The sequence below is a fragment of the Sulfitobacter sp. M85 genome (assembly GCF_029285915.1).
GTDB classification, from domain to species: domain Bacteria; phylum Pseudomonadota; class Alphaproteobacteria; order Rhodobacterales; family Rhodobacteraceae; genus Sulfitobacter; species Sulfitobacter faviae.
Window position 1 is genome coordinate 228,434 of the sequence record NZ_JABECQ010000004.1, and the last position, 12,753, is coordinate 241,186.

Genomic DNA, 12,753 nt, shown 5'->3' on the forward strand with positions numbered 1-12,753 from the left:
ATTTAAACGGGATTGACAAAAAAACGAGGGCCAATGCCTTGTTTTTCCCGCATGTTTATTTCAAAGGCGACGACGCAACATTTTGCCTTGCATCGCACGATATAGCGTGCAATCCCTTTAAAACGGGGCGTATTTAGTGGCTGTAAAAGTCCGCATCCCGATACATCAGGCATTTCGCAAGGAACAAGTATGACGAATATTGTACCAATCGCGCCTGCGGTGGCGATTTCTACTCTTCCCTCTCCAGCCCAATTTCGTACCTGGACCGATGAGGCGCTATCGGCGCTACAACTCGCCCCCGCGGTGGTGGCCCGAGATTTAGACCTGGGCAAAAATGCGCTGTCGCAATTCTTGTCTGACCCTGACCGCGACATTCGGTTGGGGAATGCAGCTAAGATCCATGCCAACTTGACAGCCCGTGCGCGGGCCGCGGGCATTGCTCTTCCGCCGGTTACCACAGCATGAGGGATTTACCACTTTCCCGCCAGGATCGCGTCCAGGTCGAGCGGATGGCCGAGGCCGCTGGCACCTCGGCCTCGGCCCTACTGCCGGCCATTGTCGCGGCCTACCTACGCTTGATGCGCGATGCGCCGGCGGTGCTGCCCGCAGATCACATGACCCGTCTTGCCGCTGCGACGAATAGAGAAAAGCGGTGATGAATTTGGACTCTGATATATCGGCTCGCGGCATTTACGGCCGCAAAGATAACGAAAACCCCCTCTCTCCAACCTGCAAGCTGCACCTGCGCCGTATCTGCGGCACCTGCGCGCATTTCGACGGCGAATTGCGCCAAGCGGCTTGCGCCACATGCACGATATTTCGTGCTTTGCGCCGCCCGATGAAAAGCGCCAGCAAATGCGACCGCTGGACCCGTAAATAAAGGATGCGTCATGCCCCATATTTCACCTTTAATTGTCACCCTGGAGCCGGTCACTCGGCACCGCTTGCGGGCGGTGCTGATGGTTGAGGGCGCCATGGTCGATATGCACGATATAGCCCTAGAGGAGGGCACGCCGGCCAGCCTCGGCGGTGATCTGTCAGCCTTGATTGATGCGGCAAACCTTCAGGGGCGGCCGGTCGAGATTTCCGCGCCTTGGTCGGAGCCGGTCTTGGGGCTGCTGACCCTGCGCCAAAAGCTGCGGCATGTGCTGTCAGAGTATCAAGGGCCGCTGCCGCGGCGTGCGGCGTGAGTGCGGCCGGCCGCGCCGGCGAGGCCAAGGCATTGCCGGTGCTGGAGGTGGCCGGGCGCCTCGGCCTGGCCGCGGGGCTGCGGCAAGAGGGGCGTGAGCATGTGGGCGCTTGCCCGATCTGCGGCGATGGCGGCAAGCGTGCCCCAAACCGCTTTGCCCTTAACCCCGATCTAAACGTATGGATTTGCCGGCAATGTGACCAGGGCGGCGATACGCTGGACCTAGTGCAATTTGTGCAAGCCTGTGACTTCAAGGCGGCCCTGGGGTTTTTGTTAGGGGGCGATGCGGCGGGCGATCCGGCCGAGCGCCGGCGCCGTGAGCAAGAGGCCGCGGCCCGCGAAAAAGCGCGGCGCCAGGTGGCCGAGCGCAAACGGGCGGAGGCCATCGCCCAGGCCCGCGACATTTGGAATAGTGCTTTGCCTGGCGCGGGCACGCTGGCCGAGGTGTATCTGGCCGGCCGTGGTCTGCACCTGGACCCCTGGCCCTTCACGCTGCGGTTTTTGCCGGCGCATCGCTACATAAGCGCAAAGGTGGATCACCGCGGCCCTTGTATGGTCGCGGCGGTGCAGGACCGCGCGGGGCGCGTTGCGGCGGTCCACCAAACCTATTTGACCCCCGAGGGGCGCAAGGCCGAGATATTGGACCGCGACGGCGCCCCAATGCCGGCCAAGCTGGTGCGCGGATCAAAGAAGGGCGGCGCAATCCGCTTTGGCAAGCTGGCGGCCGACCGGCCGCTGGTGATGGGTGAGGGGATTGAGACCACGCTTTCGGCCGGGGTCTTGAACCTGGTGCCGGGGGCCGTGCTTTGGGCCGGGGTCGATCTTGGCAATATGGCCGGCCGCCAGTTGCGGGTGCCGGGCCAAAGGTATTCCGGGCGCCCCGATCCGGCCGACGATGCCGCCGCCTTTGTCCCGCCGGCCCGGCCGTCGCGGCTGGTCTATCTGCAAGACGGGGATAGCGACCCTAAGAGCACCGCCGCCAAGCTGCAAAGCGGGCTGCGGCGTGCCCGCGCGCATTATCCAGGGTTACCCCTGGCGATCCTGCCCGCCCCCGAGGGGCAGGATTTCAACGATCTACTGCAAAAACAAAAAACGGAATTTGGCAATGACTGACCACGACATGCAAGAAATCGAGATTGACGCGGATATGAGGGACGCGGGTGAGGATCGGGAACCCGAGGCCGAAGGCTTGCCCGACATGCACGATATTTCGGGCAATTGCGCGCTGCCGGAGGGGCAGGCCCCGACCGATCCCGAGGCCCCGGCCGAAATGACCGACCAGGAAAAGGCCGCCGCGCTGCCCCTCAATGACTTTGGCAACGGCCGCCGCCTGGCAATCTACTATGGCGAGGACATGCTGTTTGTCCCGCGCCTTGGCTGGTTTCGCTGGGGCGGGCAGCGTTGGGAGGCCGATGAGGACGAAATCACCGTGCGGCGCGACGCCCAAGCCCTCGGCCAGCTAATCAACGCCGAGGCTGGGTGCCTGGTGCTGGAGGATTGGCAAATGGCGGCGCTGGAGGCTTGGAAGCTGAAAAAGCGCGATTACAACCGCCTGGCCCGCGACAAATACAAGGGCACAGCAACCGATGATGATTTGGCCCAAATGGAGGAAATGGAGCCGATGCGCGAGGCCGGCTTGGCGGCCGAAAAAGCCCTGGGGGCCAAGCGGCGCAAGCATGAGGCTTGGGCGGTCAATTCGGGGAACTCGGGCAAGATTGAAAACATGTTGAAAGAGGCCCGCGTGGGCTTGGCTGCCGCCATCCATGATCTAAACGTGGACCCCCTGGCGGTATGCTGTGAAAATGGGGTGCTGCGGTTTAAACGCGTCTTGGATGAGCATGAGGCCGGTTGGACAAAACGGCCAATTTATCGCGCATCGGTGCAGCTTGACGACCACGCGCGGGGTGATCGCATTACCAAGATGATGCGGGCGCCTTATGACCCGGCCGCCCCGCGCCCGGCCTTTGATGCGTTCCTGGAGGCCGTGCAACCTGATCCGATCATGCGCGGTTTTCTCAAGCGGTGGTTTGGCTATTCCATGACGGGTCTGACCAATGAGCAATGTCTGGCGTTTTTATTCGGTGGTGGCCGAAACGGTAAATCTACCTTGGTAGATGTTCTGGCCAAAATCTTCGCCGACTATGGCACCACTGTTCCCATTGAAACGCTGACCGGTTCGGAGCAACGCAAGGGCAGCGATGCTACCCCTGATCTGGTGCGCTTGCCGGGCGCCCGGATGGTGCGGGCCTCTGAGCCGGAGCAAGGCCAACGGATGAAAGAGGCTTTGGTTAAATCGCTGACTGGCGGCGAGGCGATCCTCATTCGCCGGATGATGCAGGAATTTGTAGAGATCACACCAGAATTCAAGCTGACAATCTCGGGAAATCATAAACCCGAAATCCGTGGCGGTGATGATGGGATTTGGCGGCGCATTTTGCTGGTCGGATTTGATGTGCAAATTTCTGATGAGGACGTGAACAAAGACCTACCGGCGCAGCTTTGGGAGGAGCGGGCAGGGATCTTTGGCTGGTTGGTCGAGGGGTGTTTAGAGTACCTCGAATGCGGTTTGGGCGTGCCGAATGCGGTGCGCGTGGCCACGGAAGAGTACCGCAAAGACAGTGATCCGTTGCGGGTGTTCTTAACGGAGGAATGCAATTGGACTGCCGATCCTGGTGCGTTCACCTCGGGCCGAGATTTGGCCGACGGGTTTAATGCTTTTCTTTTGAGCCGCGGGGAGAGTGTCTGGGGGCGCCGCACTGTCGCGAACCAGATCAAAGCCCGTTCCGCGACGATGAAGGGGCCCAGCGGCCGTATGATCCGCTGGGGCAAGAAGAGCGACACAGGCTATTTTGGCATTGAGTTGAACCAAGATGCCCGCGACCGCATCGCCAAGTATGGCGAGGAAATTCGCGCCGGCGCGGGGCGTAAAGGGTGATTGGGCCGTTTCTGCCCGATGTGCTGGCTTGGGCGGCGGGTGTATCCCGTCGAGTGCCCGATCCTGCCGAGCCTTGCCAAAGCCACTTCGGCCAGCGCGCGCAAGAACGCGGGGTAGTGTCGGTGCACGGCGACTTGCTGAAATGGGCGGTTGAGCAAGCCCTGGTGGCGGGTCGCGATGATCTGGTAGCCGAAGTGTTCGCGATCTGCCCGCAATCGCGCGTGGTGCGGGTGCTGTTGCCCGAGGGGCCGTTTTATCCGGTCATTGTCGAGGGGCACGGCGCGACGATCTACAATGCCGAAAACCTGCGCAAGCTGCGCCGTGCCCGCCGGCTCCGCAAGCGCCGCGATGGGCAGCGCCGTCGGCGCGTGCACCGTGGGGACCAGGCATGAGCGGGCGCCCTTGCGATATCTGCGGTGCCAGCAACGCGCCGTTTGGTTATGCGCCGCCTGGTTTGCGGTCTCTGAAGCCAGGCCAGCGGCCGTTGCAAGCCTGTGCGAACCCTTCCTGTCGCATCGCGGCCGAAGCGCGCCGGGACGCGGCTCTCGACCCGTTTCAACGTGCGAAAACGTCGATGACGCCAGTGGTATCCCTCAAGGTTTCTGAGAAGGCAAATCGCCTGACGGTAGCGGAAGCTATCGAAGGCGACCCGCAGGGGAGCTTGTTCTGATCTCGGGTCGGGGAGGGATAAAGGGGTAATCGAAAACAATTCGAGAACGCCCCGCGAGGCCCGCGAAATCGGGCCGTAGAGCGCAATTATCACATTAAAGGGGGATGGGCGCCCAAGGTACCCAAAGGCGCTCTATGGGGCGCTTATGTCGATTTTTCCGGTATTGACAGGAACTGCGCTTGCCGAATCAATATCTGGTAGCTAGTAAGTAAAAAGCCACGAGACCTGGCCGGGTCTCGTGGCTTAACTCTAACGCCGAAGCGGGCGAAAGAATGCTCTCTACAGGGGTGTGTATCCCAAGAGCTTTCTTTTTTGTCAACCCGCTTCGGCTCCATATCGGAGACGAAATATGACAGCCAAAAACCGAAAGCCGAGCAAGCGGCTTACTGCAAGCGACGCTCAAAAGATTAAGCAACGATTGAAGCGTGGGGATATGCAAAGCCGTATCGCTGCGGATTTCGATGTGAACATCGGTCGCATTAGCGAAATCAACACTGGCAAGAAGTTTGCCAATGTTCAGCCGGAGGCAGAGGCTTAAGTCCAAAGCTTTCCAGCGGGAAAACGGAAAACACTGCATTGGCCGCGTCGAAAGGCGTGGCCATTTTGGGTTTATGTCCGATCATGAGCCGCTTGACAGGCGGCGCGTCCTTGGCGCATGTTGACCAGGCAAGGTGCGAAATGGTGTCTTGTCGGGGTTAGCGTCTCGATCAATCACAGGCTCTCGACGGGCCGCGCTTTACAGTGCGGCTTTTTCTATGGTCGGGCGGCAGGAGTCCCTTCGGGGCGCCGCTTCCTGTGAGCGGTACGCTAATCCTGTTTAGCCCGGCCACCAGTATTTAGCGTTGCTGTGGTCGGTTCACACTGATCACAGGATAAAGCGATGAATACGAATTCCCTTACCCAGATTGAAGAAATGCAGATGCGTCTGACGCGCGCCCATGCCCTCATTTTGGAGGTGCAGCGTGTGGCCCTGAGCACCGACACCGCCGATGCCGAAGAGGGGTTGAACCTCATTGATGCACTGGCTGATGCGCTCGGATCGCGGGTTGAAACCATGATGGACGATGCCGAATTGCTCCGCGGTCGGGTCGATCACATTCTGCAATGCGGCTCGGCCCTCTCGGATGCACTGGAAGTGACCGACGCGGGGGGCAGCTATGAGTGATCTAGCGTTTTCTTTCCAAGGCCACGCTGTGCGCGTGGTGATTGCTGATGCGGGGGAGCCGTGGTGGGTTGCCCGCGACGTTTTCCAAACACTAGATTTGGGAAATGGTCGCAGCAGTCTTGCGCTTCTCCCCGAGGATGAAAAGGGTGTCCATACTGTGGACACCCTTGGCGGCCCGCAAGCCATGGTTTGCGTTAATGAGCCTGGTCTCTATCGCCTAATCTTTTCCAGCCGCAAGCCGGCCGCCGAAGCGTTCAAGCGCTGGCTGGCGCATGAGGTCTTGCCGACGCTGCGTCGTACCGGACGCTATGATATGGCCAAAGGGGCGGCTTCCGACGCGGAACCACCGGCCTCGGCCGAATATTGGCTGGGCGTGGTGCGTGAGGCGCGCCTGACCTATGGCCGGGCGGCCGCGGCGCGGGTTTGGGCACAAAGCCCGCTGCCTCCCGCCGGCAATGGAGCCGAGTCCCTCGGTGAGTTCGCTCATTTGTTCATAGAGTTCCTGAAAGACCGATGCCAAGTTACGGGAAATAGCCGTGATTTTATCAGGTCGCGGCGTTTGGCTGATGTATTTAAGGCCTATTGCGACGCGCGGGGCCTCACTTGGCCCGGGGACCGATCGGTGGCCAATACGATGCTGCGCGTGGCGCATGTCTATCAGGACCCGGAAACAGGCAACCGCATGTGGCCAATCAAACGGTCTGACACTGGCTATGCCGGGCTTGCTTTTGTACGCGCACGTGAAAGCTGCGCGTAAGGTCTGAGCGGCGCCGTGCGCGCCGCAACGCCGGCCCGACTAGGGCCGGCACCGCATTCCTTTCCTCTGCAAATCTGCGCCGCCTCGGCTGGCGGCCGTGTCGTGCTGCGCTGATTTCGGCGCAGCACGGTGGCGAATGTGAAGCGGCCGCGTCTCGGTGCTGGCCGTCTTTTCCCATTTCCTCGTCCCCCCAGCCCCCCCTTTAAAACTAAAATGACGGGCGCTAATCCCACCAAAACGCCGCGATAGACCAGCGAAATCGTGAGGGCGCAATTATTTAATCATTAAAATCAATGCCCTGTATTGCCCGACGGGGTCGGCGAGATCGGTGGGATTAATCTCGTGAGGCTGGCCCTATATGCGCAAAAGGGGGTGTGGGGGGAAAGGTAAAACCACTTCACATGTAACCTCTAAATATTAGTCCCACTAAAACTAAAAGATCATTAATTACTTATTAAACAAACAGTTATGAAGTTTTCTTATAGTCCCGTGACTTCCCACGTAGTCCTGCTAATCCGACAAAATAACCGTTGCACGCAATATCGTGCGTTGTGCTATTCTGGCGCCACCAAATATTGGAAAGGCTTGCCCATTATGGATGATTACCACCGCGCCCCCGTCTTCGATCCTGCCGCTGGTGCGGCAGCGCGTTACCTCGACGCTGTAAATGCACGTCTGATTGGTGCCGCCTGTGCCCGGCGCCAGGGGCACCGCGACAATGGCGCGCGTGCCCCCCTCGGCCTCGGGGCTGACCCGGTGCGGCTTGGCGTGGTTAAGGATCACCAGGGGCCGCAAACCCCGCTGGGCTACAAGACCGCCCGGCGCGCCCTGCCGCGTAATCTGGCGCCGATCCTGGGCGATCTGGCGCTGACTGACCCGCGCCGGGTGGCGGTTGATTTGGTGGCCGATGTGGTCGAGCGGTTGAGCGGCGCCGGCGGCGCGGATTGGCTGGGCGGCGACACTAAGGCGGCGCTGTCGGATGGGGGCGCCACGACACGTTGCCGCCTGGCGGCCCGCTGGCGGATCATTGAGGCGGCGGCCAATGAGTGGGAGATTTCCACCTTTGGGCGGATCACCAGGGGCGCGGAAACCCTGGCCCTGCCGGTGCGGCGCAAGCGTGGCAATCGCCAGCCTATTAAGGCGATTGCGCTGGTGCTCGGGCTTTGTGCGGATGGGCTGAGCCTGGCGGAAATCCTGGCCCGGCATGGCTGGCCCGAGCATTCCAAACATACCCGCGCCCTGCGCCTGGCTGCCCTGGAGGTCTTGGACCGGGTTGCAAAATCTTTGGGCCATTGATCGCTAAGGCTTGACGGTTAGTGTCGGGCCGGTGAATGTCTCTTTCAACGGTTGATAACTGTGCCCGAGGGGGCCGGCGGCGGATGCGCCCCGGCCCCCTTTGCGTGCCGGCCCGAGGATAGCCCATGCCCCGCCTGTCGAGCCTGCCGCCGCGCTTGGCGGCCGCGCCCCTTGCCGTTGGCTATGCCACGCCCCAAGATGCCGAGCGCGCCCGTGATCGGGCGCGGGTGCAGGGCAACAATCTGCGGCGGCTCTACCGCACCAAACGCTGGCGCGAGACGCGGCTGGAGGTGCTGGAGCGCGACGGCTGGACGTGCCGGCAAACTGGTGTGTTTCTGACAGGCCAGTATCCGGCGGCCGATAGCCCGGTGATTGACCATATCAAAAAGCCCGAGGGCAACCTGGCCTTGTTTTGGGATTTGGCTAACCTTCAGGCGGTGAGCAAAGCCTGGCACGATAGCGAGAAACAAAGGCAAGAGCGCGCGGCCGCGATCTTGGCGCCCCGGTAGCGCCGGGCATCGGGCTTTGCCGGTGCTCTAGCGCCGGATCGGCCCGCCAAATGCGCGCTGGCCACGGGGGAGGGGTGGGGTCGATCCCCAGGCCGGCCAGGGGCCGCGAACCGGACTCCCCACAATGCGGAGATTTTTTTTCCCATGGTTAAGACGAAATCCGAGGCCAAGCCGGCCGATCCTGTCGAGTGTGATCTGTTTGGGGCGCCGGTAACGCAGATAAAAGAGCGTTGGGGTCGGCCTCAGTACAAGAAAACGCAACAAAATCAGCTACTTGTTTCAACTTTGAAGGCGGCGGGCTGGAGCCAAGCGCGGATCGCAACCTATTTGCGGTGCGACATTAAGACCCTGCGCAATCATTTTTCCCGAGAGCTGCAAGCGGGGTCTGATTTGATTGAGGGCCAGGCGCTGGAGGTCTTGGTGTCGCAAATGCGCCAGGGCAAGCTGTCGGCCGTGCGCCAGGTCTTGGCCCTGACGGAAAAGGGCCGCGCCGCGCCCCCGCCGGCCCCCGAGGATCACCCCGAGGCCCCCGAAAAGCTGGGCAAGAAAGAGCAATTAGACCAGGCCGCGCAAACCCCGCCTTCTACCTGGGGCAGCTTGCTTAACTGATGCCTTTTGATTTTGCTTGCCCCGATTGGCTGGCGCGGCTGGAGGATGGCCGGCCGCCAATGGCCGATCTTGACCTGGACGCCGAGGCGGTGGCCCGTGCGGTTGGGGTCTTTGACAATTTACGGCTGCCCGATGTGGCCGGCCAGCCGCTCATGCGCGACGCCTGCGGCGATTGGTTCCGGTCACTGGTGGGCGCGGCCTTTGGCTCGGCCGACCCGATCACCGGCGAGCGCGCGGTGGGCGAAATCTTTTGCTTGGTGCCCAAGAAAAACTCGAAAACCACCAATTCGGCGGCGCTTGGCCTCACGGCCATGCTGCTCAACAAGACCCCCGGCGCCGAAATGCTGATTATTGGCCCGACCAAGGAAATCGCGGATACCTGTTTCCGCCAGGCCAAGGGCATGATTGACGCCGACCCCGAGGACGCCGAAACCGGCCGGGCCTATCTGCGCGACCGTTTCCATGTGGCCGACCATGAAAAGAAAATTACCTGCCGGGTGACCGGCGCGACGCTGAAAATCAAAGCCTTTGACATGCGCGTTGTCACCGGGTCCATTCCGGTCTTGTGCATCATTGACGAATTGCACGTCTTGGGCAGCAACGCCCACGCGCAGCGGGTGCTGGGGCAAATTCGCGGCGGGATGATTACCCGCCCCGATAGCTTGCTTTTGTTTATCACCACGCAAAGCGATGAGCCGCCGCGCGGGGTGTTTCGGTCTGAATTGACCTATGCCCGCCGGGTGCGCGATGGCGACGTGAAAGACGGCAACCTGCTGCCGGTGCTCTATGAGTTGCCCGAGGCGCTGCAAATCGACCCGGAAAAGCCCTGGCGCGATCCGAAGTATTGGCCCTTGGTGCTGCCGAATTTGGGCCGCTCTATCACGATTGATCGCCTGATGCGGCTATACCGCACGGCGCTGGAGAAAGGCCCCGACGAGGAATTGCGGTGGGCCTCGCAACACCTCAATTTGCAGCTTGGCATGGGCAAACATGCCGAAGGCTGGATTGCGGCGGATTTCTGGCCGGCGGCGGGCGAGGATTACACGCTGGAGGAATTCTTGGACCGCTGCGAAGTGGTCACGGCCGGCATTGATGGCGGCGGGCTTGACGATTTGCTGGGCCTCGGCCTGATCGGCCGCGAGGTCGAGACAAAACGCTGGCTGCATTGGGGCCGGGCCTGGTGCTCTGAATTGGTGCTGGAGCGCCGCAAAGATATCGCGCCCTTGCTCAAGGATTTCGAGGCCGAGGGCGATCTGGTGATTTTGACCGACCCCACGCAGGACTTGCGCGAGGTCGCGGGGCTTTTGGCCGAGGTTTCCGAGCGTGGACTGTTCCCGGCCGCCCATGCCATTGGCTTGGACCCTTACGGTGTCGCGGCTCTGGTGGATGAATTGGCAGCCCAGGGGCTAGAGGGCGATCTATTGGTGGCCGTGGGGCAGGGGTCGCGCCTTACGCCGGCCATCCACGGCGCCGAGCGTAAATTGCAAGACGGCACGCTGCGCCACGCCCGGCAAGGTCTGATGGCCTGGGCCATGGGCAATGCCAAGATTGAGCAACGGGGCAGCGCGGTGACGGTCACCAAAGCGGCCGCCGGCCGCGCCAAGATTGATCCCGTAATTGGGCTTTTGAACGCCTTTACGCTCATGTCACGCAACCCCGAGGCCGAAGGCGAAACCGCCTCGCCTTGGGATGATCCCGCCTTTTCGCTGGCGGCACAATGAAAGGCCCGTTGATGCGCTTTCCCTTTACCCGTCGCGCCGAAAAGGCCCCCGCTGTCGCCCCGGTCCCCGAGGCCCGCGACGCGGCCCTGCCGTCCATGGTGCAAAGCAATCCGGCGCTTGTGTCATTCCTGGGGATGATGGATGGCGCCACCTCGGAGCCGGTGACCATTGATAGCGCCTTGGGGCTGACCCCGATTTGGTCGGCCGTCAATTTTCTATCGCGCACCTTGGCCAGTCTGCCGGTAAAAGTTTACGAGCGCCAGGCGGATGGCGGCCGAAAAGCGGTATCCGGTCACCCGCTGGCGGCCTTGCTCAACGGGGCGGCCAATGATGAAACAACCGCCTTTGCCTGGCGTCAATCGGCTTGGGGCGATACTTTCACGGCCGGCCGGCAAGTATCTTGGATCGAGCGCAATGGCCGCGGCGATCCGATTAACCTTTGGCCGCTGGAGGTGGCCAAGGTCACCCTGCGCAGCGATGGCGGCCGGCTGACCTATTTTTACCGCGACGGCTCGGCGCTTGGGAAAACTTACCGCGCCGCGGATATCTTGGACCTGGCCTTTATGCCTGGCGCCACGCGATTGACCGCCCGCGGCCCGATTGCCAGCAACGCCAAAACCGTGGCGCTGGCCTTGGCGGTCACCAAATACGGCGCCAAATTCTTTGACCAGGGCGGCATTCCCCCTTTTACCATTTCTGGCCCGATGCGCACCGCGGGCGGCGCGGCGCGGGCCTCGGCCGATCTGACCCAGGCGGTGGCAAAGCTGGCCAATGAAGGCGGCCACGCCCTGGCGTTGCCCGATGGCCACGCGCTAAACGTGCTCGGCTTTGACCCTGAGAAAATGCAAATGGTCGAGGTCAAGCGGCTGCTGGTCGAGGAATTCGCCCGCATTTACCAGATGCCGCCGGCGTTCCTGCAAGACCTGACGCATGGCACCTTTAGCAATGTCGAGCAACAAGGCCTTCAATTGGTCAAGCATGTGCTGTCCCCTTGGGTCAAGGCTTGGGAGGCTGAGGCCAATCTAAAGCTATTCGGCCGGGCGCCGGGCAATCACTACCTGGAGACAAGCCTGGATGCGATTTTGCGCGGCGATCTATTGAGCCGATCCGAGGCTTTGGCGAAACGCATCGCAAGCGGCCAGTTGACGCCAAACGAGGGCCGCGAATTGGACAACCGGCCGGCGCTGCCCGGCGGTGATGTGCTGTTTATGCAAGGCGCGATGGCGCCGGTGGCCACGCTGGCCCAGGGCGAAACCAAACCGGAAGGAAACCCCGATGAATAAGACCCAAACCGCCGCCGCGGTGGAAAGCCGATTTGCCGTATCTGCCCCGCTGGAAATCCGCGCGGCCGAGGATGGCGCGGGCGTGGCCGTCGCGGGCTATGCCGCGATTTTTAACGAGCGCGCCGACATTGGCGGCTATTTCCAAGAAATGATCGCGCCCGGCGCCTTTGACGGCCGCCTGGGCGACGATTGCGTTTTTCTGGTGAACCACGAAGGGCTGCCCTTGGCGCGCACCACCAGCGGCACCTTAAAATTGGCCGTGGATGCGCGCGGGCTGCACGTTGAAACTGTGCTGGACCCGAGCGACCCCGACGCGGCGGCCGTGATTGCCAAAATGCGCCGCGGTGACATGAATAAAATGTCTTTTTCCTTTCGGGTCGAGAAAGAGACCTGGGACGAAAGCGGCGACATGCCCCTGCGCACGATTGAGCGCATCGCGGAATTGCGCGACGTGGCCCTGGTCACCCGCCCGGCCTATGCCGGCACCGAAATTGCCTTGCGCAGCCTGGAGGCCGCCCGCGCCTCGGCCGGAGGCTCTGAGACCCAAACGGCGCGCCTGCGCCGGATGCGGATGCAGCTTGCGCTGCAAGAGGGCTAAGGCCCGTTTAGACCGGGCCGC

At 61.8% G+C, this 12,753-nt stretch carries 15 protein-coding genes; all 15 read left to right on the forward strand.

What is annotated here, in order from left to right:
• Nucleotides 1-189 precede the first annotated feature (189 nt).
• Complete coding sequence (locus HKX24_RS09760; RefSeq protein WP_276153937.1) at nt 190-465, forward strand: hypothetical protein; 276 nt, start codon at nt 190-192, stop codon at nt 463-465.
• Nucleotides 462-656, forward strand: coding sequence for a hypothetical protein (locus HKX24_RS09765; protein WP_276153939.1), 195 nt, complete (start codon nt 462-464; stop codon nt 654-656). Before HKX24_RS09760 ends, HKX24_RS09765 begins: the two co-directional genes overlap by 4 nt.
• A 234-nt stretch (nt 657-890) precedes the next feature.
• Complete coding sequence (locus HKX24_RS09770) at nt 891-1,190, forward strand: hypothetical protein (RefSeq protein ID WP_276153940.1); 300 nt, start codon at nt 891-893, stop codon at nt 1,188-1,190.
• The gene (locus tag HKX24_RS09775) at nt 1,187-2,302 is read left to right on the forward strand and encodes a hypothetical protein (protein WP_276153941.1); all 1,116 of its coding nucleotides are present in this window, start codon (nt 1,187-1,189) and stop codon (nt 2,300-2,302) included. The genes HKX24_RS09770 and HKX24_RS09775 overlap by 4 nt, the downstream gene beginning before the upstream one ends.
• A complete protein-coding gene (locus tag HKX24_RS09780) occupies nt 2,295-4,124 on the forward strand; it encodes a DNA primase family protein (protein WP_276153942.1) in 1,830 nt (609 codons plus the stop codon). The genes HKX24_RS09775 and HKX24_RS09780 overlap by 8 nt, the downstream gene beginning before the upstream one ends.
• Nucleotides 4,125-4,177: 53 nt before the next feature.
• A complete protein-coding gene (locus tag HKX24_RS09785; protein WP_276153943.1) occupies nt 4,178-4,516 on the forward strand; it encodes a hypothetical protein in 339 nt (112 codons plus the stop codon).
• 627 nt (nt 4,517-5,143) lie between these two features.
• A complete protein-coding gene (locus HKX24_RS09790) occupies nt 5,144-5,332 on the forward strand; it encodes a hypothetical protein (RefSeq protein ID WP_276153944.1) in 189 nt (62 codons plus the stop codon).
• 342 nt (nt 5,333-5,674) lie between these two features.
• Nucleotides 5,675-5,959, forward strand: coding sequence for a hypothetical protein (locus HKX24_RS09795; protein WP_276153945.1), 285 nt, complete (start codon nt 5,675-5,677; stop codon nt 5,957-5,959).
• Nucleotides 5,952-6,716, forward strand: a complete 765-nt coding sequence (locus HKX24_RS09800) for a BRO family protein (RefSeq protein ID WP_276153946.1) — start codon at nt 5,952-5,954, stop codon at nt 6,714-6,716. Before HKX24_RS09795 ends, HKX24_RS09800 begins: the two co-directional genes overlap by 8 nt.
• A 594-nt stretch (nt 6,717-7,310) precedes the next feature.
• Nucleotides 7,311-8,012, forward strand: coding sequence for a hypothetical protein (locus tag HKX24_RS09805; RefSeq protein ID WP_276153947.1), 702 nt, complete (start codon nt 7,311-7,313; stop codon nt 8,010-8,012).
• A gap of 125 nt (nt 8,013-8,137) precedes the next feature.
• Nucleotides 8,138-8,521: an HNH endonuclease gene (locus tag HKX24_RS09810; RefSeq protein ID WP_276153948.1), complete on the forward strand. Its 384-nt coding sequence runs from the start codon at nt 8,138-8,140 to the stop codon at nt 8,519-8,521.
• 144 nt (nt 8,522-8,665) lie between these two features.
• Entirely contained in the window at nt 8,666-9,130 is a 465-nt protein-coding gene (locus HKX24_RS09815) for a hypothetical protein (RefSeq protein WP_276153949.1), read from the forward strand.
• Between the two features lie 59 nt (nt 9,131-9,189).
• A complete protein-coding gene (locus HKX24_RS09820) occupies nt 9,190-10,851 on the forward strand; it encodes a terminase large subunit (RefSeq protein ID WP_276153950.1) in 1,662 nt (553 codons plus the stop codon).
• A gap of 11 nt (nt 10,852-10,862) precedes the next feature.
• Nucleotides 10,863-12,134, forward strand: coding sequence for a phage portal protein (locus HKX24_RS09825; protein WP_276153951.1), 1,272 nt, complete (start codon nt 10,863-10,865; stop codon nt 12,132-12,134).
• Nucleotides 12,127-12,732 (forward strand): HK97 family phage prohead protease, encoded by a 606-nt coding sequence (locus HKX24_RS09830; RefSeq protein ID WP_276153952.1) that lies wholly within the window; start codon nt 12,127-12,129, stop codon nt 12,730-12,732. Before HKX24_RS09825 ends, HKX24_RS09830 begins: the two co-directional genes overlap by 8 nt.
• The last annotated feature ends 21 nt before the right edge of the window (nt 12,733-12,753 follow it).